Below are 24841 nucleotides of genomic sequence, written 5' to 3'. Positions count from 1 at the left end.
TGCCATGAATACTATTAAACAGAATCTCGTCAATGTCAGGTCTCACATTGACACAGTAGCGCAGAAATGCGGCCGTTCTTCAGAAGAAATAACACTACTTGCAGTGAGTAAAACCAAACCTGTGAGTGACATCGAAAAAGCAATAGCATGTGGACAAACTGAATTTGGTGAGAACTATGTCCAAGAAGGTGTTGATAAAATCCATTATTTTGCTAATAACCACACCTTAGTTTGGCACTTTATCGGCCCTTTACAGTCAAATAAAACACGCCTTGTTGCTGAGAATTTCGATTGGTGCCATACCATTGATAGATTAAAAATCGCTCAAAGATTAAGTGACCAACGTCCTGATTCATTGCCACCATTGAATGTACTTATTCAAATAAATATCAGTGATGAAAATAGTAAATCAGGTATTAATCTGAGTGAGCTTGATGGGTTAGCAGCACAAATTTCTATTCTTTCAGGCATTAAATTACGTGGATTAATGGCTATTCCAGCACCTGAAAGCAAGTATGACAAACAAGTTGAAGTGCTAGAAAAAATGCATCTCGCATTTAAGCAATTACAATCTCAATATCCCAATATAGATACGTTATCTATGGGAATGACGAGTGATATGGAAGCAGCTATTGCTTGTGGTTCAACACTCGTTCGTATTGGTACAGCAATTTTTGGCGCAAGAGATTACGCGACTAAGTAGAAATAGAGGTTTATATGGAACATCGTAACATCGCTTTTATTGGCGCTGGAAATATGGCTCAGGCCATTATTGCAGGATTGGTTCAAGGTGGATATCCAGCACATAAGATAACCGTCAGCTCACCTTCTGCCGTTCGCCGTGAACCTTTAGAAAAAGAGTTCGGCATTCATAGTACTAATGACAATATTGATGCCGTTCAAAAAGCGGATGTTATTGTGCTGGCAGTAAAACCACAAATGATGGAAGAAGTTTGTAAGCCCTTACAAAATATCGATATGAGCAAAAAGTTAGTCCTTACTATCGCTGCTGGCATCCCTGCTACACGTTATAACGACTATTTTGCAACCCAATTACAGCTTGTTCGCATTATGCCAAATACTCCAGCACTGGTAGGTAAAGGCTTAAGTGGTATGTTTGCGCACAATTCACTTTCATCTCAAGATAAACAGTTTGCCGACGAATTAATGAAAAGTGTCGGAACAACTGTTTGGGTAGAGCAAGAATCTGCCATCAATGATATTATCGCCGTTGCTGGTAGTGCACCCGCTTATTTCTTCTTGTTTATGGAATCAATGCAACAAGAAGCTGAACGTTTGGGTTTTTCTCCTGAAGTGGCAAGAGCTATTGTGCAACAAGCCGCAAGTGGTTCTACCGCCTTAGCTGAGAAACAACATATGTTGCCTTTCTCAACTTTACGTGAGCAAGTAACATCAAAAGGTGGAACGACAGCGGCTGCACTTATGCAGTTTTATGAAGGGAAATTACCTGAAAACGTCGCTTCTGCCATGCAAGCTGCGATTAAACGTGCGCAAGAAATGGAAAAACAATTTTAATTTCATCAGGGCCAACTAATGAATTTTTTAAATTTCGTCATTCTGACTCTTCTTCAACTCTACACATCCGTACTTCTATTACGTGTTTGGATGCAATGTGTTAGAGCTGATTTTTATAATCCTTTTTCACAATTTATCGTCAAGATCACACAGCCAATTGTTCGTCCATTAAGAAGTTTTATTCCTTCTATTGGCCCTATTGATACCGCGTCAGTCTTATTAGCCTATATACTCATTCTGCTTGGTATTATTATTCCATCTTACTTGTCAGGGACATCAATTCCTTTCGCTTTAATGTTCCCTTTTGCCTTTATTGAACTGCTCACAGCAGCAGGTAAGATGATTTTCTGGTTGATTATTATCCGAGCAATCCTTAGCTGGGTAAGCCAAGGTCGTAATCCAATTGATCACCTTTTATTTCAATTAACAGAACCTTTAATGGCACCAATTCGTCGTGTAATTCCGGCAATGGGTGGCTTAGATTTCTCTGCAATGATTGTGATTCTGGTACTTTATGCCTTGAATTATCTGCGTGTAGACGTTTTACAATGGCTACTTAGCGTAACGCTTTACTAAGGATAACACTCATGCAAAAAGTCGTTCTCGCAACAGGAAATCCAGGAAAGGTCAAAGAGCTAGCCTCTTTGCTTTCTGATTTTGGTTTAGATATTGTTGCCCAAACAGAGCTAGGTGTTGATTCAGTGGAAGAAACGGGCTTAACCTTTGTTGAAAATGCGCTTATTAAAGCGCGTCATGCAGTAAAAGTGACAGGTCTTCCCGCCATTGCTGATGACTCAGGTATTTCGGTAGATGCTTTAGGTGGTGCTCCAGGTATTTACTCAGCACGCTATGCGGGTGTTGATGCAAACGATCAGCAAAATCTGGATAAATTGCTTGATGCAATGAAAGATGTACCTGCTGAAAAACGCCAAGCTCAATTTAACTGTGTATTGGTTTATATGCGCCATGAAAACGATCCAACTCCGCTGATTTTCCACGGTATATGGCATGGTGTATTAAGCACAGAAATGCACGGTGAAGGTGGATTTGGCTATGATCCTATTTTCTTTGTTCCTGAATTAAATTGTACTGCGGCGCAATTAACTAAAGAGCAAAAAAATCAGCATTCACATCGTGGTAAAGCACTTAAGTTAATGTTGGATGCCCTTAAGAATGCTTAAGTTGCCCCCATTAAGTTTGTATATTCATATTCCTTGGTGTGTACAAAAATGCCCTTATTGTGATTTCAACTCACACACCTTAAAGGGAGAAGTACCACATCAGGAATATGTGCAACATTTACTCAATGACTTAGATGCCGATCTTATTCACGTTGGCTCCCGTGAAGTCCAGACAATATTTATTGGTGGCGGTACACCTAGCTTATTAAGTGCTGAATCAATGGCTGATTTACTCTATGGAGTGAAAGAGCGTATTGCTGTTAGCCCCAATGCAGAAATTACCATGGAAGCGAATCCAGGAACCGTAGAAGCTGAACGCTTTGCTGGATTCCAACGTGCGGGTGTAAATCGTATCTCTATTGGTGTACAAAGTTTTGGCGATGACAAGCTTATCCGCTTAGGTCGAATTCATGATGCAGATGAAGCTAAAAATGCGGCTCGTTTAGCCAAAGAGTTAGGCTTACGTAGCTTTAATTTAGATTTAATGCATGGATTACCAGACCAATCATTATCTCAAGCGCTTTCGGATTTACAGCAAGCAATAGCGTTATCTCCGCCACATTTGTCTTGGTATCAATTAACCATTGAACCTAATACACAATTTGGCTCTCGCCCACCTAAATTACCTGATGACGATATGCTGTGGGATATTTTCTCACAAGGCGATAAATTACTGACAGCCGCAGGTTATCAACAATATGAAACATCAGCATATTGTAAACCGGGCTTTCAGTGTGAGCACAACTTAAACTATTGGCGTTTTGGTGATTATTTAGGTATCGGTTGTGGCGCTCATGGAAAAATAAGCTTTGAAGATGGTCGCATAATGCGAACAGTCAAAACCAAGCACCCTAAAGGTTTTATGGAAGGCCGTTATCTCGATCAGCAAAATTTTGTTGATAATGATGACCGTCCATTTGAATTTTTTATGAACCGTTTTCGCCTATTAGACGCATTTCCAAGACAAGATTTCAGTGATTACACTGGGCTTTCTGAAGAAGTGATTCGCCATCAAATAGATGAAGCTTTGGCGTTGGGTTATATCAGTGAAACTGACTCTCACTGGCAAATAACCCCTCACGGTAAGCTATTTTTAAATTCATTACTTGAGCTATTTCTTTAATATTGCTGATTTCAAATAGCTAATTTAAAAATACCCATACTGTTATTCTGAACTGACCCCAGTTTATTCACAATATGGGTATTTTTTATTTATGATAAAACCATTTAAACGATCATAAAAGCCTTAGAATGCGCTTTCTACCGCTTCAATCTGCTTAGTTAAGCTGTCTAATCCACCGCCAGAGAGATACCAAAGATCTGCTTGCAGATAAACAATATCGCCATTTTTATAAGCAGATGTCGTTTTAATTTCATCATTTTCAAAAGTCGCTTTTTCTAATTTATCAGCACCAATCGCTTCACTACGATCCACAATGAAAATCACATCAGGGTTTGCTTTTGCGATCATTTCAGAAGTGACAACTCGACGTTTACCTTTATCTTCTTCAGCAACAGGAGGTAATTCGGCTTTCTTCACTTTAACTACATCATAAATAACACTTTGGTTATTTGGCATTAAATTGCCTGCATTATGCAGTAACACTAAAACTTTTTTATCAGACTCTGCCGCTTTTTTCTGAGCCTGCTCAATCACTGTATTCAGTTTTGTCAGTTGCTCTTGGGTTGCTTGTTGCTTATCAAACAACTCTCCCATTAATTTAATATTCGCTTCAACTGAATCAAGATAATTAGCGCTATTGGTGCCTAAGTTAACGGTTGGTGCAATTTTCGCTAAAGCCTCATAAGAAGCGCCTTGTCGACCCGTAATAATAATTAAATCAGGTTTCATTTCGGCTAATTTTTCTAAGTCAGGCGCTTTCATACCACCGACATTAGCCACATTACTTGCAATACTTCCTTTAATATAAGCGGGCGCATTACCTAACGGTAACCCCACCACTTTATCAGCTAAACCTAACTGAACTAAAGAATCATATAAACCAAAATCAAATAGAACAACTTTTGAAGGGTTCTTAGTAACCGACGTTTCACCCAACAGATGTTTAATCACCATTTTGTCATTTTGCTGACTAATAACTTGGTTAGGTTGGTATTCGATTGGCGTTTTGCTTAACGCTGAGAAACTCGTTACAGAAAGGATAGATGCGATAACTAAAGGAAGGATCTTCTTCATTAATTTTGCCCTGTTTAAGTGGAATACTCAAACAGGGCATTCTAAACAGCTCTCCCCACAAGTCAATTGAACAAGAATGATTTTCATTATTATTTTCAATTATTGTGAATCTGCCATTTGTAAAGCTTATTAATTATCTGGTTAATAACCCAATCATTAGAGAGACGGATCAGCTACTTCTTTAATGCATTAATTAATTCAACACGTTGATTTTCCATCTGTGTGATTTTGCTACAAGCTTGCTGACCAAATTGAGTAAACGCTGCTTCTTGCTGCTTCCACTCCTGATCTATGATCTTTTGGAAACCATCTAAGCTTCCTAATAATCCGCCTAAGGCTTTTTTACTGTCGCCACCTGCCGCGGCTAATAACTGTTTTTTCCCCAATTCATTAATGCTGTCTTGCAACATACCACCAAGGCTACTTTCTACGATTTCACGGCCTTTAGCTTCAACTTCTTTAATGGCTTGAGAATGGAACGTAATGTTATTCGGTTCTATGCTGACCACTCTATCCATTTGCTGATTAAGATCTTTCTCTAATCTACTTAATCTATTGAGGATATTGCTTTCTTTACCAAAAGCCTCAATCACTACTTTATCAAGCACTTTGCGAGAATCTTGCAGTTTTACCCCAGTTTCAGTTCTTAACCAAGGTACGTCTCGTCTTACTGTGGCTTGATATTTTTTTGCTAATTCTTGTTGTTGTGGTGTCAATGTGGCACTTTTTTCATTTTGAAATAATGTGCCATCAGGATAAATCACCATTAAACCATGTGAACCAGCGACTTCAACAAATTCAGAGGTTATGCGTAAATCATCTTTTGGCATTACAGCACAATCAAAACTTGGTGATGCATTTGCTGTACCCGCAACAAAAAACAGTGTGACAGCAATATTTCTTAAATTCATAACAACGCTCCTGAAAACACACCTAAAAAATTGAACGCCCGACTTTGTTTGCTAATAATTCAAGTGCTGCACAACCTGCTAATGAGTTACCTGATTTATCCAGCTCTGGTGACCAAACTGCAACCGTAAAAGCATCGGGAACGACTGCAATAATGCCACCACCCACGCCCGACTTTCCGGGAATACCAATACGAAATGCAAATTCACCTGCACCATCATACATGCCACAAGTTAACATTAACGCATTTATTTGTCGGGTTTGTCTTGGCGTAATAATCTGATTTTTATTACCCACACACATACCTTGATTAGCTAAATAGCTAAAACATCGTACTAACTCGGTGCAACTCATCTCTATGGAGCAATAGTGAAAATAAGTTTCAAGCACCGTAATAACATCATTCTCAAAATTACCAAAAGATTTCATCAGATAAGCGATTGATGCATTTCGGCTAAGATGCTCCATCTCCGATTTTGCAACCACTGAGTTATAACAAATGTCTGGAGTATCGGTAAGAAAACGGATCACTTCTAACATTCTTTGCTTAGGCGCACTAAGGCGAGACTGCAACATATCAGTGATAACAATGGCACCCGCATTAATAAAAGGGTTGCGCGGTATTCCCTTTTCCATTTCTAGCTGTATCAAGGAATTAAAAGGCAGTCCTGATGGCTCTTTTCCTACACGTTGCCAAATTTCATTTTCTTCATAACGTGTTAAAGCAAGCGTTAAGCTAAGTACTTTAGAAATAGATTGAATCGAAAAGCGCTTATCTGCCATGCCTGATTGATAGAGTTCACCATCAACCGTATAAACAGCCATAGCTAGCTGTTCTGGAGGTATTTGAGCCAATGCGGGAATATAATCCGCGACTTTTCCTTGCCCGATTAATGGGCGAATTTGTTGCAAAATATCTGACAGTAATGCGTTAGATAACGTTGTAGTCACAGTCCCTTCCCCAGACAGACAAGGGCATCCTTTTGGATGCCCTTGTAATTATTTGCTAAATGTATAATTTTCTATCAATCCCACCAAACATCAAATAGTTCAGAGGTCTGTACATCTTGCATTTTGCTTTCTTTGAGGAAGTTTTCGACTAATTGGCGATGTTCTTCTGTACATTTACCAATTTGTTGTAAGCAGATTAAGCCTTCCCAGCTCAGGTAACCACTTGCATCAAATGCCAGCCCGTTTGGCTCAATAACTTTGAGGATCAGTTCATCAACAAAGCGATCTACTTCCTCAATTGGGGTATTTTCTGGGAAAGTCCATTTAACTGAGAAACCTAATTCCTGAAATTCATCGATACGCATTTTTTTGCGTAAGCGGCGACTACGTTGTTTAGCCATTATTTTACCCTCTTAAACATAAGATCCCAGACTCCATGCCCTAAACGATGACCGCGTTTTTCAAACTTAGTCACAGGGCGTGTTTCTGGTCGTGGTACATAATCCTGAGTTTCTGACAAATTCTGATAACCCTCAACACTTGTCATCACTTCAAGCATATGTTCTGCATATGGTTCCCAATCTGTCGCCATATGAAAAACACCATCTAACGTTAATTTTTTTAAAATTAATTCTGCAAAAGGCACTTGAACAATACGGCGTTTATTATGACGCGCTTTGTGCCATGGATCAGGGAAGAATAGCTGAACCATTTTTAAACTATTATCTGGGATCATATGATTAAGCACTTCAATCGCATCATGACACATGACTCTCAGATTACTTAATTGCTCTTCTTCAGCATTTGCAAGACAAGCCCCAACGCCCGGTGCATGTACTTCAATACCGAAATAATTATTTTCTGGTGTATTTTTTGCCATAGTCACGAGCGATGCGCCCATGCCGAAGCCAATTTCTAAAATTACAGGCGCTTCGCGTCCAAAAACCTGACTGAAGTCGATGGGTTCCGGTTGATATTCAATACCAAAGACAGGCCACTGTGTTTCTAATGCTTGCTCTTGACGAGGTGTCAAACGACCTTGTCTACGAACAAAACTACGAACGCGTCGTAAAGCACGCCCTTCTTCATTGAATTCCGGAGAAATTACATTCTTGATCATGTCTAATACTGTCAGTCGTTAGGCCAATTATTTACTTAAAATCGTTATAATGTCGCTATAGTGCAACTTAACCGACATTATCCAAAGATCACTAAGTTTAGCAAGAGTCACTCATAGAAGCATCACTCTATAAGATAAATATTAAGAGTGTTTACAGTTTATTCTCTCTGTGGTGCAATCTTACCTTAATCAGAACATGAGTTAATAAAATAAAACATGATGGAAGCTCAGCAATTTTCGCAAGTCGTGCTCAATTGGTATCACAAATATGGACGTAAAACGCTCCCCTGGCAGCAAGAAAAAACGCCTTATCACGTATGGTTATCTGAAGTAATGCTGCAACAAACTCAAGTTGCTACGGTTATTCCTTATTTTGAGCGTTTTATTGCACGTTTTCCTGATGTTAGCGCATTGGCTAAAGCACCTCTTGATGAAGTGCTTCATTTATGGACAGGACTTGGCTATTACGCAAGAGCCAGAAACCTACATAAAGCAGCACAACACATTGTAGATAAACATCAAGGGCAGTTTCCTGATACCTTTGAGGACGTTTGTGCCTTACCTGGTGTTGGACGTTCAACCGCCGGTGCTATTTTATCGTTATCACTGAAAAAACCTTATCCAATTCTTGATGGTAATGTAAAACGTGTTTTAGCACGCTGCTATGCTGTCGAAGGCTGGCCGGGTAAAAAAGAGGTTGAAAATACGTTGTGGGAGATCAGCGAAAACGTCACTCCAACTGAAGGTGTAGAGTATTTTAATCAGGCAATGATGGATTTGGGTGCAATGGTCTGCACAAGAAGTAAGCCTAAATGTGAATTATGCCCATTAAATACTGGCTGTATCGCTTATGCTCAAAATAATTGGGCGGATTATCCTGGGAAAAAACCGAAAAAAGTCATCCCAGAAAAAACAACTTATTTTCTTATTTTACAATATGATAATCTTGTTTGGTTAGATAAAAGGCCACCAGCAGGAATATGGGGCGGGTTATTTGCCTTTCCTCAATTTGAAACAAAAGCGCTTTTAGAACAGTGGCTAGCCGAGCATGGGCTCGATAATAATAAATCAGAGCAACTGATTTCATTTAGACATACTTTTAGCCACTTTCATTTAGATATTGTGCCAATTTGCGTAAAACTCTCAGCGTTTACCTCTATGATGGAGGCGCAAAAAGGACTTTGGTATAACTTACAGACACCTGCAACCGTAGGGTTAGCAGCACCTGTAGAGAATTTACTTAGACAATTAGCCTAAGCTAATCCCTGCGATATTGAGGATTTATTATGAGCAGAACTATTTTTTGTACTTTCCTTAACAAAGAAGCTGATGGACTTGATTTTCAGTTGTACCCAGGAGAAATTGGAAAGCGCATTTTCAATGAGATCTCAAAAGAAGCATGGGCTCAATGGATGACAAAACAAACCATGCTTATCAATGAGAAAAAACTTAACACCATGAATCCTGATGATCGCAAACTATTAGAACAAGAAATGGTACGATTTTTATTCGAAGGCCATGATGTTCATATTGACGGTTACACACCACCTGAAAAATAATATTCACTTTTCCAGAGCCTTTAAGGCTCTGGTATTTTATTCACCATAGCGATGCAATTGACCATGAAAAAAATCCTTCTCTTGCTGATTATCGCCCCTCTACTCATTTCATGTAGTAGCCAACCACCAAAAACATTTGAGCCTGATTACGCAAAGGATACCAATGCGTTCGATATTCTTATGGGACAATTTGCCAATAATATCGAAATGATTTGGGGTATGAAGGAAGTATTAATCGCAGGCCCTAAAGATTACGTAAAATATACCAATGCTTATAAAACACGTAGCCATATTAATTTTGAAGCAGGTACAATTACGATAGAAACTTTAGGTGATGATGCGCCTCAATTCCAATTGCATAAAGCGATAGTCACAACGTTATTAATGGGTGAAGATCCAGGTTCTATTGACCTCTACTCTGACGTTAATAATATTCCTCACAGCACTGAACCGTTTTTATCTGGGCAGGTTCTTGATAATACGGGACAACCTATACGCTGGGAATGGCGAGCCAATAAGTTTGCAGATTATCTGATTGCCAATAAATTACAAAAACGCCAATCAGGTATAAATACCATTTGGTATGTCACCATTAATCTTGTTCCTAATCACCTTGATAAACGTGCTCATAAATATTTACCGCTAGTTCAACAAGCCGCGGCTAAATATGGGGTTGAACCATCACTGATCTTGGCAATTATGCAAATTGAATCAAGTTTTAACCCATATGCCGTGAGTAGTTCTGATGCGCTAGGTTTAATGCAGATTATGCCAGCAACGGCAGGACGAGATGTATTCCGAATGCAAGGAAAATCTGGGCAACCAAGTCGTAGTTACTTATTTGATCCAGCTAATAATATCGATGCTGGTGCGGCTTATATCTCAATTCTACAAAATAGCTACCTTGGTGATATCAAAGATCCTGTTTCGCGCCGTTACGCCGTTATACAGGCTTACAACGGTGGTGCAGGTAGTGTGTTGCGGATATTCCATAACGATAAAAAACAAGCTGCTGCCATGATTAACAACTTAGAGCCAACGCAGGTGTATACCACATTACGTAATAAACACCCTGCCGACCAATCTCGTCGTTATCTTGAGAAAGTCAGTACAGCTCAACGTAACTATCGTTAGTTGATGCTTAATCAAAAAAAACAAAGCTTCCTCAATGAATTTGGGGAAGCTTTTTTTGTTATTAAGACTTAATAAACGGTTTTATCGTCATGTATTTTTTGAGTATTGCAAAAGACTTTATCTTTATTTTACTCATCTCCCACGACAAATAGCGTTTTAATACCCAATGAGTTTAAAAAAACAGCAATCGAACGGTTTTGTGATAAATAACGTTGACGAGCAAGGCGATATCGGGTTTAATACGCCCCGTTGCCCGAATAGCTCAGTCGGTAGAGCAGGGGATTGAAAATCCCCGTGTCCTTGGTTCGATTCCGAGTTCGGGCACCATCTTTCATTTGTTCGTCAGTGAGTTAAATCACTGAGAGGGCAAAAAAGCTAAGATAAGACACAAATTTAACGTAAGTTATCTGTTGTTAAAATTAATCAAAAGCTTTGAATAAACAGTCTTGTTCATACCAAGGCTGTTTTTTTTTATTTGTAACTTTTACTTTCTTTCCTAATCACTGTCAAATCTTGATACTCCTCCTGTTATTTTCATCACATCAATTCCGCTTCAAGTATATCTCGCAAGTTATCAACACTTTCATCAATGTATTCTAATGTCGATGTAATGCTGGCATGACCTAATAGCCTTTTCACAACATAAAGATTACGTTCTGGTGATTGCATCATATAAATTGCCACAATACATAGATAGTAATTCATCCATTTTTAAATATAATAAATACATAAATTAATCTAATAAGATTAACTTTAAAGTAAATTTAGCTTTAGCTAAACATGAAGTTTAATTATATAAAAAGGAAAATAATTAATGTCTAATAATATTTATTTAAGAATAAATGGAAATGTTCAGGGTAATATTTCCGCAGGATGCTCTTCATACGATTCACTTGGCAATATTAATTAAATCTATTTTTCATAAAATATCAATATGATAAATTACTTTTTTTACCAAAAGTCAGTGAGATACAAAGGTAAAGTGCAAAAAAGAGACAGCTATAGCGAATAATATCTTTATTACCAGATCTTATAAATAATTCACCAATAAAAAATTTATCACCAAATTTAAATATAATAAGAAAACAACTTCCACATAAACCAACAACTGAAAGATAAATAAGATCTAAAAATCTATTTTTCTTACGAAGAATATAGAGTTGAATTTTATATAAAATGAAAAATAAAAAAAATGAAGATAGATAAAATAGAAAAAGCTCCAACCAGCCAAAAGGAAAAGGTGATAACACATCAAAATCATTCACTTTTATTTTTCTCTTCATATAAATCGTATGTAGAATAAATAGCCATACCCTCAAAGAAAATTTCGGACATAAGAGGCACCCTACCCATTGTTTGCCATGATGTTATAAAATCACTCTTAATATAATGAAATAACTTCCATGAATCTTCTTTAAGAACTGGTTTTAGTAGTGATGCACCAGATAAACTTAAATCAACCACATTATAAAATATATCCGCTTCATTATCACCATAACCTAAAGCTTTAGATGTTGCTCTATATCCGTTTCTTACAGATCCGCTATATTCCTCTCTAAATAATATCCATTTTCAATCATACTATTTACACCTTGAGATACCATTCCAACCTCTAAACTACTGCATAATGTTCCGACAGATCCCACACAAGAAGCTCCCCCTCCATATATTTGCATTACTCCGCTGACAAAACCTACTTGTTTGAGTATTAATTTATTATTTTCCTCACATTCTTCTTTTTTACGTATTGTTTCAAAAAGTGCATATTGCATTACGCTTCGATTTCTTAGTAAATTATCCTGTAATTCTAACCTTTCAATTTCATCTGAGATATTATCTAATCCTGCTGATAAACTTAAGCAATAACTACTTACCTCTAACTCTGTTCTAGCAATCAGTTGTTCTATATCATTTAAGAACATCATTCTTGCAAAAGAATCACCAATATATTGATAGGCAAATTTCATTGCTATTCTTTTTAAATAACTGGATTCTCTTCTTAATGTATCTCTATATACACACTATAACTATAGTCTAGTTCATACTCCGTCATTTCTTTCACATCCTTATTTAAAATAAAAACTTAAGTAATATCTCATCCAAATTATCGGCTATTATAGTGTAATATTTAATAATTCTTATCAATAGTGAATATTTAGTTTTCTACTTAGCAGAGAGATAAAATTCCATTTAACCAAAGCAATAAAATAAATAGACTATAAATCTAAATATATAAGATAGGTTATTATTTATTTTTATAATTAGAAAATTAATTTTATATAAAGACCTCTATATATTTACATGGTCTTTATGATATTTACAGGAAAACCCAACATTCCCCTGATAATGTCATAAATATTATTTATATATAAAAAATGATATCTTTATTAATACAAAAAAGTCAGGGATATTTTTAATTATCTTTTATTATTAGTATATAAATCACAATTTAAATAACTCTTAAAACAATAAATTTACTACCAATAATAATTCTTATTTTCATTTTGAAATTAAAAATAAAATTTTAAATATACTTAACATAAAAAAGCGATCGCTTTTATAACATTTATAATACAATTTAAGTTCATTTAAGAAATACCCCTGCTATATATCTCTTTTTAATTGAAACCTACCTCACAGAATATGAAACTCACCTTAATTGTCATTGACGAAATATAGATTCAGCAGTAAATATAATAAGCAATGATTATAAAAACAGTGACCATCTTTAAAGGTGGCTTTTTTAATCCTTAAATTGTCTCATTTTTTAGACAAATAAATATTACAGAAACCACGGGAGAATTCTCTTATGACTCAACAAGATACAGCAACTCATTATTCAATTGATGATATGAAAACATTAATTGAAACAATGCAGATTTATAAAAAAGACAACAGTGGCAAAGGGATAACTCGTATTGCTTATGGCGAAGAAGATGAAGCTGCCCATCTGTACCTTGCTGGTTTAATGAAAGAAGCGGGTCTTGAAGTTTATCGTGATGGTATTGGTACACTTTACGCACGTTTACCAGGTAAAGATCGTTCACTACCCGCAGTAGGTACAGGATCTCATCTTGATACAGTCCCTCAAGGCGGTGCTTATGATGGAGCTTTAGGTGTTATTGCAGGTTTTTATGCATTAATGCAATACAAACCACAACAACTTAAACGTGACCTTGAGCTTGTTGTTTTTCGTGCGGAAGAATCTAGCCGTTTTGGCTTTTCGTGTATTGGCAGTAAGGTATTAACAGGAAAAATAGATAAAGCTCGCTGGGAACAAAATAGAGATGATGACGGCAATAACTTCTTTGAAGTTTTAAAATCTTTAGGTTATCAGCATGATAATTTGGATAGTTGTTTAGTCAAAGCTGATCGTTATAGTGCCTTTGTTGAGCTTCATATTGAACAAGGTAAACGCCTTGAGAATGACAAAAAAACTATTGGTATTGTCAATGGTATTGCGGCACCAACTCGTTTTTCAGTCACTGTTAATGGTCATGCGGATCACTCTGGTGCAACGCCTATGTATCAACGCCAAGATGCGTTAGTGGCAAGTGCAGGGATTATTACCGATATCAACCGTGCAGCATGTACTGAAGCCGTTTATGGCACTGTAGGTACAGTGGGTAAACTCAATGTTGTGCCGAACTCCATGAACGTCATTCCAGGACAAGTAAAATTTTCTGTTGATATTCGTGGTATTGATACTGAAAGTATTCAACGTGTTGTACAACGCCTAAATAATAGTGTGGAAAAAGCAGAAAAAGATTTTGGCGTCTCTATTGATGTTCAACCGATTTCTGCTGAATCGCCAGTCAAACTAGATGATTCAATTTGCCAAGTTATTGAAAGCTTATGCCAGAAACACGATATCAGCTATATGACAATGCTAAGTGGTGCTGGCCATGACTCAATGAATATGGCGTCACTTTATCCAACTGCGATGATCTTTACACCTTCAGTTGCCGGTATTAGTCATCATCCTGATGAGTTTACCGAATTTAGTGATATTGCTGTCGCTGCAGATTTATTAGCAGAAACATTAGGCACATTAGCCAATCAATAATGACTGACTATTTGTTTTAGAAGGTTAATTGCATCATCTCCCTTGGTTGCTTTTAACCATAATTTATCAAAGAGGGATTGATATTGAAATATCGCCTCAGTTGAAGAGGTTACAGTAGCAATGCCCGTGCTGACATTAGGAAATTCACCTAAACGGAACGGGCTAACGGCTAAAGAAAGAGGGACTTTGTCTTGATAAAATAATTGGAAAGTTAAAGACGGCATAGTATCTGAAATAATTGCAATATTAAGATAACTATTTTTTTGCTCTAACTTTTCAATTAAATGAAGAATTTCGTTTTTTGCTCGTTGTTTTCTTTCTTGTTGCAGTGTTTTAGTTAAATTAACCGAACCTAGCATGCCAACATAAAGAAATTTTTCAATTTGTTGCTGGCTAATAAGGTTATAAATATGGGGCGAATGTAAGGACTGATGTTTCTTACGCTCTTTTAAAATAGACAAAACTTCTTGTTGTTTTTCAGACAAAAGATTTAAAGGTGATGCCTCTGTTAGCATTTCAACCAATGTTTTGTCATAACAATCTGAAGTTAATAAGTAAGAGAAAGGTTCGAAGTGGGTATAAATATGTGAAGATTGACTTTCAAGTTGGCGCATTCGTTCAAAAAAGCCATTTGCACTTGAATAATATTCAGTATTAATACCCAACAAACTGGTTAACGAGGTATTTAATAATCTAGCAAGATTATCAAGTGTCTCAATTTTAACAATTTCGCCTTTTTCTAACCGATACACAGCAGCACGAGAAATACCCAAGCTTTCTGCTACATCTTCAGCTTTTAATGAAGAGGCTATGCGGTAAGCACGCAAGCGATAGCCAATGGCTTGATAATCTATTTTTTCTCTAGGTATGTAAGGCATATTTATAATTGGCTCCCAAATGCACAAAGTACCAGGGTAAAGTAACGGCACAATAATAAGACGTTAGTTCAGATAGTTTAAATTAAACCAAAAATAAAAAGAATCACCTTTCTCACAATGAGGTAAATAAAAAAAGTTTGCAGTAAAAAGTTAGTCTATATCAATAAACCTGTCTCCTAGCAGGTAACCTCACCAGGGTTAAAGCAGTAAAAACAAACAACAATAAAAAAACTAAAAGGCGATGTAATTGATATTACACCGCCTTTTTCATTATTTAATTAACTAAATGCTCTAATACCATAGCGCCAGCGCCCTGAGAAACGATTTCATAAGCGTGGCTTGCTGGATAAACTTCTGTTTTTATATTTGGGAAAAGTGCGAGTTTAGTTTCAATCGTTTTTTTGACGGTATCAAAAAACGTATATTTAGGTATTAATGTTCCGCCACAAACAACAATATCAGGTTGGAGCATTAAAATCGTATTTGCAATAGCAAGCCCGTAGTAATAAGCCGCTTCTTCTAATGCATCAATACACAGAGGATCTCGCATTTCTATTGCTTGAAAAATCGTGTGATAGTTAATTTCATCATCTGTACTGACAAGAGAAGTTAATAAGGAGTGCTTTCCCCGCCTTATTTGATGAATAATACTATTTTTTATGGCATCTAAAGAGCACAATGTATTTAAACAACCATAAGAGCCACATTCGCACAATAGCCCTTTTACATCAATCGTCATATGACCAAAACAATTCATCGTCGCTGAGGTATCAGTTAAAAACTGATTACCAATAATGGCACATCCTCTTACTTCGGTATCACAAGAAGTAAATAAAAATCGTTGTGTTTTTTGGCGATAATATAAACGAAATTCAGCTAAAGCAGCAAAATGCACTCCACTTCCCACTGTGACGTAAGTAGGAATTTTTTTACGTAATAACGCCTCTAATTCACTGAATTCTTCATTGAGGGATTTTGAAGCCAATTGATGTTCGACAACATGCTCAATAGAAATTCCTAACCCTAAAACTTTTTCATAGCTGATGTTATTTTTGAATAACAAGGCATCAATTTTAGGTAATAGCTTATCTGTCATCTCATATGCAGATAAGTAAGGTTCTGGCGATATTTTAATTTTATCCAACATATTAAGTTTCAGATCCATCAACACAATGGTTGAATAGACCTTACTTAATTCAATGCCAATTAAAAACACCCCTTCTGTATTAATATTATACAAAATAGGTTTTCGACCACCCGTTGATTCACCTAATTCTGCGGTTGTAATTAATTGAAGAGCATTTAACTCGTCCAGTAGTCGAGCACAAGTAGCAGGCTTCATTTGTGCCAATTCAGTGAGTGTTTCTGTTTTTATTGGACCATTTTCTGCCACTAATTTATAAAGGCTTTTAAGTTTCAATGCTTTTGAAGTCTTAGAAGACTGAAGTTCTTTTAAATTTTTCAATAGCATAGCCATTTCCTTTATTAAATTATTTAGCCACTCAAAGAAGAATATCGCTATCTTACTGTAAAAAAAGCAATAGTTCCTTAATCAAAACAAACAACATGATCTTAATCTCAAAATGAGAAAAAGTAAGTTGTTCATTTCTGTGTATCAGGCAAAGTACTCTCAAGCACAATTAAAAATGTAATGACGATTTACATAGGAGAGAGTCATGCACCAGATTTCTGAAATTAATAAAGCAAAAGAATTTGTTCAATCTAAAACCACAGAAAAACCAACTATTGGGATCATTTTAGGATCAGGTTTAGGTCCTTTTGCCGATACATTAGAAGATGCCGTACATATTCCTTATCACACCATTCCACACTTTGCAGCATCAGGAGCGGTGGGGCATGCTAATGAATTAGTGATTGGTAAAATTGCAGGAAAAACGGTTGTTGCAATGAAAGGTCGTTTTCATTACTACGAAGGTGTATCGCTCGATGAAGTCACCTTTCCTGTTCGTGTAATGAAAGCATTGGGTGTTGAAAAGCTGATTATCACTAACGCATGTGGCGCTGTAAATACAGATTTTAATCCTGGTGATCTAATGCTAATTACGGATCATATTAATCTAACGGCAAACAACCCACTGATTGGGCCAAATAACCCCGAATTAGGTGTTCGTTTTCTAGATGTGAGTGAAGTTTATAACAAAGCTATGCGCCAAATTGTTATTGATATTGCCAAAGAGCAAGACATTACCTTACGTCAAGGTGTTTATGCATGGTGGACAGGGCCAACTTATGAAACCCCAGCAGAAATTCGCATGATAAGAACATTAGGTGCCGATGCCGTAGGCATGTCAACCGTTCCAGAAGCACTTATTGCTCGCCATTCAGGTATTGATACCATTGGTATTTCATGCTTAACCAATATGGCTTGTGGCATTTTAGAACAGCCTCTTAGTCATGATGAAGTTATTGAAACCGCAGAACGTGTGAAATCTACCTTCTTAAAACTGATCAGTGAAGTGATCGCTCGCTTATAACTTTTTATCAATAAAAGAAAAAGTGGAGAATAGATAGCTGTCTATGCTCCACTAAAATCAATATCCCCAACAGTGGAGATTGTTATGGGTATAAAAATACAGCTCAAAGGCATGATGTTTATGCAATATTTTATCTGGGGAAGTTGGTTAATTACCCTAGGTGCATACATGATGCAAACATTAAACTTCACAGGGATTGAAGTTGGATTAGTTTATGGCTCTAAAGGCATTGCTGCTCTGATTATGCCTGGTTTATTAGGTATCATTGCCGATAAATTTATTCCTGCAAATCGCTTATATATTATTTGTCATCTTATTTGTGCTGTTGCTTTATTCTTTGCGGCATCAGTGACTGATCCAACAATCATGTTCTGGGTTATGTTCATTAATGCATTAGCATTTATGCCAACTATTGCGCTTTCAAATTCAATTGGTTATTTTTGCTTAAATAAACACAAGCTAGATTCTGTTGCTAATTTTCCTCCTATTCGTGTTTTCGGTACGATAGGTTTTATTATCGCCATGTGGTGTGTAAGTTTATTTAAATTAGAACTCAGCAACACTCAATTATATATTGCATCAGTAGCTTCTCTTTGTTTAGCTCTCTATTCATTTTGCTTACCTAAAATTCCAACAGCCCAGCATAAACAATCAACCTCTTGGGCATCTCGTTTGGGATTAGATGCCTTTGTTTTATTCAAAAAACCAATAATGGCAGTTTTCTTTTTATTTGCCATGCTATTAGGTGCGGTACTTCAAATTACCAATACTTTTGGTAGTCCTTTTATTCATGATTTTGCTAAAAATCCTGAATTTGCTGATAGTTTAATTGTTCAATATCCATCAATTTTATTATCAGTATCACAAATGGCTGAAGTTGCCTTTATTTTAGCAATTCCTTTTTTCCTAAAACGCTTTGGTATTAAAAAAGTCATGTTAATTAGTATGATTGCATGGACTTTACGTTTCGGATTATTTGCCTATGGTGATCCATCTCCTTGGGGATTTGTATTGCTAATGCTTTCAATGATTGTTTATGGTTGTGCATTTGATTTCTTTAATATTTCAGGCTCTATCTATATTGAAAATGAAGTTAACCCTGAAATAAGAGCCAGTGCTCAAGGGTTATTTATGACCATGGTCAATGGTGTTGGTGCATACGCAGGCTCTATTTTAAGTGGTATGGTCGTTGATCATTTTACAGTTAATGGAATGAAAAACTGGCAATCTATTTGGTTAATTTTTGCATCCTATACACTTATACTTGCTATTGTATTTATATTTGCATTTAAAGAAAATAAGGTGAGTAATTATAAAAAAGATTTTTCATAATTAAATTATATATTCCCCCTTTTAAATGATAATAAACCTTTATTGGTTTATTATCATTTTTACTTTCCTCAATGTAAATATGATTAAATCATCCAGCCTATTTAAAGATAATCAATTTTTAAAAGAAATTTAATATCAAGATAAATAAAATAAGCATGCTTTTAAATGGAAAATATTTATAAAAAGGATATTAATATATTATGAATAATACTCATCAAAATGACCCTCTAGAAAATAGTGATATTATCAATCTAATAAAGAGTTTTAGACCTCTACGCAGATGGAAAAAACAAGATCCTAATAGTGATTTTACTGAAGTAACATATAGCTTTCCTGACTGGAGCAATTTAAGGGGTGAGGAATATAAAACTATTACAACATCAAATCAATATCAACAAGAACTTGCCGAAAAAACATTACAACTATGGGCTGACATTGCCAATATTACATTCATTAAGAAAGAAAATAAATATGATACTAATATTAAACTTGGTGTTTATAATAATATAAATGAACTAATGAAAGATAATTCTCATTTAGTCGCTGGTGTTGCAACATTCCCATTAAATAATACAGAGCCAGATAAAAAAATAGAAAAAATCACTGATTACAGTATAGGAGGACATGTTTGGATTAATATATCTTCAACTACACGTATAAAAAAATTCAATAAACATGAAATGACACCAGAGCAAAAAAATGAAATAGATTTATTTAAAGAAAAATCAGACAATATAAAATATTATTATATAGAAACAGATACTCATATTACTTTATATAAAAACAATAATGAAAATGGTCATATAAATAATCAACCTATAATATTACAAAAAGGAAATAAAGAAACTCAAACTTATATACATGAAACTGGACACGCTCTTGGTTTACCACATACCTTTAGAGTAAATGATCATAATAATCCTGATATTGAAGAAAATAGTTTTAAATATTCTATAATGTCATACCGCCACCCAAAAACAAAAGAAGCTGATTTAGGTGTTTTTTTCCTATGTCTCCATTATTAATCGATATATATGTCATTCAAAAATTCTATGGAGCAAATGTAACAACTCGAACCGATGATACGATTTATGGCTTTAATTCTAATACAGAAAGAGACTGTTATAGTTTAACTTCACCAGACGATATCATTATTAGTTGTATTTGGGATGCCGGTGGCTGTGATACTCTGGATTTTTCAAAATATACTGTAAATCAAAAAATAGATCTTAATCAAGGTACCTTTTCTGATATTGGCGGACTAAAAAGTAACATTTCTATTGCGTATGGAACAATAATTGAAAACGTAATAGGAGGTGAGGATAACGATCATATCATTGGTAATGAAGTAAATAACCACCTAATTGGCAATCATGGTAATGATATTATTTATGGATATGATGGGGATGATAAAATTTTTGGCGGTAAAGGTAGTGATGCACTTTATGGTAATGAGGGTAATGATTTCATTAATGGAGAAGATGGCTGCGATATAATTTCTGGAGGTAATGGACATAATATGCTGTTCGGAGGAAAAAATGCTGATATGTTTTTTTCGAAATTAGCAACAAGACAAATAGCCATAATAAAATCATGGATTATAATATAAATGAAGATTTCCTTATTTTTCTAGATGAAAACAAAATAAGCCTAAATATCAAGGAACTTATATCTCAAAATTCAATTTCGCTTAATATGAGTTTTCAAGAAGAAGATAATTTAACAAAATTAGCAATAAAAACAAAAGAACAACTAGAAGTTCCAAATTTAACAATAGATATTGTTGGGAATTTTAGTTATGAAGATCTATTTTATTAATATAATTAATTACCTTAAAAAGTAGTGAACATTTTATAAGGCTTGTATTTACTCAAGCCTTATAATGAGAGAATGAAATACATTATAAAACCATGACGGAATTATATAATAACATTAAAAAACATCTCTCTAGAGAAGATAACCTGAAATTTATTTACTTAGTAAAATTATTCTGACTTAAAACACACCTCACTTCACAATTATTTAAAAACTTATTTTTCCCCTCTAGATTAATATCAATAAATAGCTATCTTTATTATCGCTGGCGTTCGCCAGATAATTAAACTATTTTCAACATGAAAATAAACCTAACCTAAACTTGATATCCGGAGGATATTATGGGTTCTTCTTTATTAAAAAAAGCAGTAGGATTATCTAATGTTTCTGACTTATTAGATAAAAGTGGAATTTTTTATAATTTCTCAGCTAAGACTCTACCTTCTTTTGATTATGATACTGCTGGAAAACATATTGCACGCGAAAATTCCACATGGAATGGGAAATATGTTATTGGACAAGCGGCAGAAGTGACATATTCATTCCCAACTTGGGCTGGTAAAAAGTTTAATGATTTTGGTGATAAAAAGCCCTATGGATTTAATTCAGCGCAAAAAGATCATGCAAGACAATCTTTAGATGCATGGTCTGATATTGCAAATATCAAATTTACTGAAGTAGCACCAGGTGCAAAATCAGATATTACTTTTGGTAATATCACTGATCCAAACGGTACATTCCAAGCTTATGCGACGTTGCCAAATACCTATAGTTATGGACGTGATCTTTCAGGCCAAGCTTGGTTTAGTGATTATTATTATGCTGGTAATACAACACCTGAATTAGGTAATTACGGTCGTTTAACTATTATCCATGAAATTGGTCATGCCCTTGGTTTAATGCACCCTGGTGATTATAACGCAGGGCAAAACGTACCTGGCTATTTAAAATCTGACTACGCTGAAGATAGTCGCCAATATACTGTTATGAGTTATTGGGATGAATATGAAACAGGCGCACACTTCCAAGGTGCTTATGCCGGAGCTCCTTTACTTCATGATATTTCAGCAATGCAATATCTTTATGGCGCAAATACCACAACCAGAACAGGTGATGATGTTTACGGTTTCAACTCAAACACAGGTATTGATTATTACACGGCAACAAGCAGAAACGATAAATTAATATTCTCTGTTTGGGACAGTGCTGGTAACGATACTTTTGACTTCTCAGGATATTATCAAGATCAAGTTATTGATTTACGTGAGGGTCATTTCTCTGATGTTGGCGGACTACAGAAAAACGTTTCTATTGCACAAGGTGTGACAATAGAAAATGCAATCGGTGGCTCTGGTAATGATATTATCTACGGCAATGATGCTGATAATATTCTCATCGGCGGTGGCGGTAACGACATACTGTATGGTGGCGCTGGTCAAGATACATTATGGGGTGGTACAGGCAGCAATACCTTTGTTTATAAAGATATCACTGACTCTCTGGTATCTGCCGCTGACAAGATAATGGACTTCAAATCAGGTATTGATAAGATTGATTTATCAGCATTAATAGAAAATACCTTTAGTCATAAACTCCTTAACTTTGTTGATAATTTTACAGGTCGCGCAGGTGAAGCAACCATTAAATATGATCAATCAACAAACTCAAGTGAACTTGCTATTAATGCTTATGGTTATAGCCCTGATTTCAAAATTGACATTGTAGGATTTGTTAATTACGAAACTGACTTTATTGTTTAATTTTTCATTGGGTAGGAGAGAGATATTTCTCCTACCTTTCTTTTACCTATAAGGAGTTATTTTTATATTATCTTATTAAAAAAAAGATAGATTGAACACTCCGTATTGATAGAAGAAATGCAGTAAATAGCAATAAAACAGATAGGAATAAAATCAGGAATAACATTATGTCAGCAAGCAAAAACAATAATGAAATAACAAATATTATAAAAGAAAGAAAGAAAGTATTTCTTTCCATTGGAATATTTACAGCCTTAATAAATATTTTAATGTTAGTTCCTTCTATTTATATGTTGCAAGTTTATGATCGAGTCTTACCATCAGGTAATGAAATGACTTTATTAATGCTAACGCTCATTATGTTAGCATTATTTATTTTTATGGGAGGATTGGAATACTTAAGAAGCATTATTGTCATTAGAATGAGTAACAAACTTGATTTATCCTTAAACTCAAGAATTTATACCGCCGCATATCAAGCAAAATTAAACAAAACGCCCGGTATTAATTCCTCTTTAGCATTTAATGACTTAGTGACTATTAGGCAATTTATTACAAGCCACGCTATTTTTGCATTTTTTGATTTACCTTGGTTCCCTATTTATCTTCTTGTTATCGCATTATTTAATCCATGGTTAGGATTATTTGCATTATGTGGTGCGATCGTTTTATTTTCTTTAGCAATTCTTAATGAGTACTTGTCTCGATCATCATTAAAAAAGGCCAATGAGTTTGCTAATCAAGCTCAGGTAATACAAGGTCATCATTTTGAACATCCACAGCCTATTGAAGCAATGGGAATGCTAGGTTATTTACGTAACCAATGGCAAATTGCTCACTTTAAATATCTACAAGCACAAACTCATGCAAGTGATAATGCAGCAGGTATCAATGCAATAACAAAAGTCACCCGAATGGCACTGCAATCTTTAATGCTAGGATTAGGTGGGTGGCTAGCAATAGATAATACAATTAGCCCAGGAATGATGATCGCAGGATCAATACTATTAGGTCGCGCTTTAGCGCCAATTGAACAAGTTATTGGTGTATGGAAAAACTGGGATAGTAGTAAAGAAGCTTATAAAAGGTTAACCACACTATTAAAAACGTATCCTGAAGAAAATAAAAAAATGGCGCTGCCTGCTCCTAAAGGTGAATTAACAGTAAATATTAATCAAGCTCAATATCCTCAAACGGAACGTACACTATTAAATAATATTCATTTTTCACTAAGCCCCAGCGATGTACTTGGCATTATTGGCCCTAGTGCTTCAGGAAAATCCTCTTTAGCTAAATTTATTGTGGGCATATGGGAAGTTAAGACGGGTGCCATACGCCTTGATAATGCAGATATATATCAATGGAATAAAAGTGAAGTTGGCCAATATATTGGGTACCTTCCTCAAGAAATCGCCCTTTTCCCTGGCACGATTGCCGAAAATATTGCCCGCTTTTCTGAAATAGATCCTCAAAAAGTCACTCAAGCTGCAATGATGGCAAATGTTCATGAAATGATTTTACGTTTTCCTGATGGTTATGAAACCGTTATTGGCGCTCATGGTGAAGGGTTATCAGGAGGACAACGACAACGTATTGCGTTAGCTCGCGCATTATATGGTGACCCTGCTCTAGTCGTTTTAGATGAACCCAATTCTAATTTGGATGATTTGGGCATTAAAGCTCTAATGCAGGCAATTCAAACACTTAAGCAAAATAAAAAAACCGTTATATTAATCACGCATCAAAAACAATTACTCTCAGTGACCAATAAACTCTTGGTTCTTTTCGATGGTCACACCAAATTATTTGGCTCTACAACAGCTGTTATTGCTGAGTTAAATAACTCATCAGTAATAAAGAGTACGCCAACACCAGCAACTACACCTATTACTCAAAGCAATATTTAAT

25 protein-coding genes, 1 tRNA gene and 1 pseudogene are annotated in these 24841 nt (G+C 35.5%); 17 read left to right on the top strand and 10 right to left on the bottom strand.

Annotated features, from left to right (window positions below):
• Positions 1–4: 4 nt before the first annotated feature.
• Genes ACWPWK_RS14665 through hemW form a run of 5 tightly spaced genes read left to right on the top strand, consistent with a single transcriptional unit; the run spans position 5 to position 3840 of the window.
• Complete coding sequence (locus tag ACWPWK_RS14665) at positions 5–703, top strand: YggS family pyridoxal phosphate-dependent enzyme (protein WP_109373902.1); 699 nt, start codon at positions 5–7, stop codon at positions 701–703.
• Between the two features lie 14 nt (positions 704–717).
• Positions 718–1536: a pyrroline-5-carboxylate reductase gene (gene proC / locus ACWPWK_RS14660; protein WP_109373901.1), complete on the top strand. Its 819-nt coding sequence runs from the start codon at positions 718–720 to the stop codon at positions 1534–1536.
• Between the two features lie 18 nt (positions 1537–1554).
• Complete coding sequence (locus ACWPWK_RS14655) at positions 1555–2112, top strand: YggT family protein (RefSeq protein ID WP_109373900.1); 558 nt, start codon at positions 1555–1557, stop codon at positions 2110–2112.
• 11 nt (positions 2113–2123) lie between these two features.
• On the top strand, positions 2124–2717 hold the full coding sequence (locus ACWPWK_RS14650) for an XTP/dITP diphosphatase (protein WP_109373899.1): 594 nt from the start codon (positions 2124–2126) through the stop codon (positions 2715–2717).
• A complete protein-coding gene (gene hemW, locus ACWPWK_RS14645; RefSeq protein ID WP_109373898.1) occupies positions 2710–3840 on the top strand; it encodes a radical SAM family heme chaperone HemW in 1131 nt (376 codons plus the stop codon). The genes ACWPWK_RS14650 and hemW overlap by 8 nt, the downstream gene beginning before the upstream one ends.
• Before the next feature lie 123 nt (positions 3841–3963).
• Here hemW and ACWPWK_RS14640 read toward each other — a convergent pair whose 3' ends face one another.
• The 5 genes from ACWPWK_RS14640 to trmB form a co-directional block, all read right to left on the bottom strand.
• The gene (locus ACWPWK_RS14640; RefSeq protein WP_109373897.1) at positions 3964–4914 is read right to left on the bottom strand and encodes a siderophore ABC transporter substrate-binding protein; all 951 of its coding nucleotides are present in this window, start codon (positions 4912–4914) and stop codon (positions 3964–3966) included.
• 173 nt (positions 4915–5087) lie between these two features.
• Positions 5088–5825, bottom strand: coding sequence for a DUF2884 family protein (locus ACWPWK_RS14635; protein ID WP_109373896.1), 738 nt, complete (start codon positions 5823–5825; stop codon positions 5088–5090).
• A 22-nt stretch (positions 5826–5847) separates the two neighbouring features.
• Positions 5848–6774, bottom strand: a complete 927-nt coding sequence (gene glsB, locus ACWPWK_RS14630) for a glutaminase B (protein ID WP_109373895.1) — start codon at positions 6772–6774, stop codon at positions 5848–5850.
• A gap of 74 nt (positions 6775–6848) precedes the next feature.
• The gene (locus tag ACWPWK_RS14625; RefSeq protein ID WP_023581025.1) at positions 6849–7175 is read right to left on the bottom strand and encodes a YggL family protein; all 327 of its coding nucleotides are present in this window, start codon (positions 7173–7175) and stop codon (positions 6849–6851) included.
• The gene (trmB, locus tag ACWPWK_RS14620) at positions 7175–7894 is read right to left on the bottom strand and encodes a tRNA (guanosine(46)-N7)-methyltransferase TrmB (RefSeq protein WP_109373894.1); all 720 of its coding nucleotides are present in this window, start codon (positions 7892–7894) and stop codon (positions 7175–7177) included. Before trmB ends, ACWPWK_RS14625 begins: the two co-directional genes overlap by 1 nt.
• Before the next feature lie 216 nt (positions 7895–8110).
• Between trmB and mutY the strand changes: the two genes are divergently transcribed.
• The 4 genes from mutY to ACWPWK_RS14600 all read left to right on the top strand — a co-directional run bounded on the left by mutY (position 8111) and on the right by ACWPWK_RS14600 (position 10914).
• Positions 8111–9151: an A/G-specific adenine glycosylase gene (gene mutY, locus ACWPWK_RS14615; protein ID WP_109373893.1), complete on the top strand. Its 1041-nt coding sequence runs from the start codon at positions 8111–8113 to the stop codon at positions 9149–9151.
• Between the two features lie 29 nt (positions 9152–9180).
• Complete coding sequence (locus ACWPWK_RS14610; protein ID WP_098943971.1) at positions 9181–9453, top strand: oxidative damage protection protein; 273 nt, start codon at positions 9181–9183, stop codon at positions 9451–9453.
• Positions 9454–9516: 63 nt separating this feature from the next.
• Positions 9517–10587: a membrane-bound lytic murein transglycosylase MltC gene (mltC, locus tag ACWPWK_RS14605; RefSeq protein WP_109373934.1), complete on the top strand. Its 1071-nt coding sequence runs from the start codon at positions 9517–9519 to the stop codon at positions 10585–10587.
• A gap of 251 nt (positions 10588–10838) precedes the next feature.
• Positions 10839–10914, top strand: a tRNA-Phe gene (locus ACWPWK_RS14600).
• Positions 10915–11124: 210 nt separating this feature from the next.
• On the opposite strand, the gene ACWPWK_RS14595 is transcribed toward ACWPWK_RS14600, so the two are convergent.
• The 3 genes and pseudogenes from ACWPWK_RS14595 to ACWPWK_RS14585 form a co-directional block, all read right to left on the bottom strand.
• Positions 11125–11259: an integrase gene (locus tag ACWPWK_RS14595; RefSeq protein ID WP_244185076.1), complete on the bottom strand. Its 135-nt coding sequence runs from the start codon at positions 11257–11259 to the stop codon at positions 11125–11127.
• Between the two features lie 257 nt (positions 11260–11516).
• Complete coding sequence (locus ACWPWK_RS14590) at positions 11517–11852, bottom strand: hypothetical protein (RefSeq protein ID WP_109373892.1); 336 nt, start codon at positions 11850–11852, stop codon at positions 11517–11519.
• Positions 11845–12509: pseudogene (locus ACWPWK_RS14585) on the bottom strand (DUF4225 domain-containing protein). The gene ACWPWK_RS14590 and the pseudogene ACWPWK_RS14585 overlap by 8 nt, the downstream one beginning before the upstream one ends.
• A gap of 887 nt (positions 12510–13396) precedes the next feature.
• On the opposite strand from ACWPWK_RS14585, the gene ACWPWK_RS14580 reads away from it, so the two are divergent.
• The gene (locus tag ACWPWK_RS14580) at positions 13397–14653 is read left to right on the top strand and encodes a Zn-dependent hydrolase (RefSeq protein WP_109373889.1); all 1257 of its coding nucleotides are present in this window, start codon (positions 13397–13399) and stop codon (positions 14651–14653) included.
• Here the strand turns inward: ACWPWK_RS14580 and ACWPWK_RS14575 are convergent.
• Positions 14647–15531, bottom strand: a complete 885-nt coding sequence (locus ACWPWK_RS14575; protein ID WP_109373888.1) for a helix-turn-helix domain-containing protein — start codon at positions 15529–15531, stop codon at positions 14647–14649. The genes ACWPWK_RS14580 and ACWPWK_RS14575 overlap by 7 nt on opposite strands.
• Positions 15532–15805: 274 nt before the next feature.
• Complete coding sequence (locus ACWPWK_RS14570; RefSeq protein WP_109373887.1) at positions 15806–17002, bottom strand: ROK family protein; 1197 nt, start codon at positions 17000–17002, stop codon at positions 15806–15808.
• 205 nt (positions 17003–17207) lie between these two features.
• Between ACWPWK_RS14570 and ACWPWK_RS14565 the strand changes: the two genes are divergently transcribed.
• The 7 genes from ACWPWK_RS14565 (at position 17208) to ACWPWK_RS14535 (ending at position 24840) form a co-directional block, all read left to right on the top strand.
• Entirely contained in the window at positions 17208–18026 is an 819-nt protein-coding gene (locus tag ACWPWK_RS14565) for a purine-nucleoside phosphorylase (RefSeq protein ID WP_109373886.1), read from the top strand.
• An 84-nt stretch (positions 18027–18110) separates the two neighbouring features.
• Positions 18111–19358 (top strand): nucleoside permease, encoded by a 1248-nt coding sequence (locus ACWPWK_RS14560; RefSeq protein WP_109373885.1) that lies wholly within the window; start codon positions 18111–18113, stop codon positions 19356–19358.
• Positions 19359–19558: 200 nt separating this feature from the next.
• Entirely contained in the window at positions 19559–20383 is an 825-nt protein-coding gene (locus ACWPWK_RS14555) for a matrixin family metalloprotease (protein ID WP_454209152.1), read from the top strand.
• Complete coding sequence (locus ACWPWK_RS14550; protein ID WP_454209150.1) at positions 20368–20967, top strand: M10 family metallopeptidase C-terminal domain-containing protein; 600 nt, start codon at positions 20368–20370, stop codon at positions 20965–20967. Before ACWPWK_RS14555 ends, ACWPWK_RS14550 begins: the two co-directional genes overlap by 16 nt.
• Entirely contained in the window at positions 20952–21176 is a 225-nt protein-coding gene (locus ACWPWK_RS14545; RefSeq protein WP_454209148.1) for a hypothetical protein, read from the top strand. Before ACWPWK_RS14550 ends, ACWPWK_RS14545 begins: the two co-directional genes overlap by 16 nt.
• A gap of 338 nt (positions 21177–21514) precedes the next feature.
• On the top strand, positions 21515–22933 hold the full coding sequence (locus ACWPWK_RS14540; RefSeq protein ID WP_109373883.1) for a serralysin family metalloprotease: 1419 nt from the start codon (positions 21515–21517) through the stop codon (positions 22931–22933).
• Positions 22934–23100: 167 nt separating this feature from the next.
• A complete protein-coding gene (locus ACWPWK_RS14535; RefSeq protein WP_109373882.1) occupies positions 23101–24840 on the top strand; it encodes a type I secretion system permease/ATPase in 1740 nt (579 codons plus the stop codon).
• The last annotated feature ends 1 nt before the right edge of the window (position 24841 follow it).

It is taken from the genome of Proteus sp. Marseille-Q3619 (genome assembly GCF_965283115.1).
Note: the sequence above shows the minus strand (reverse complement) of the source record. Positions and strands in the feature narration are given on the sequence as shown.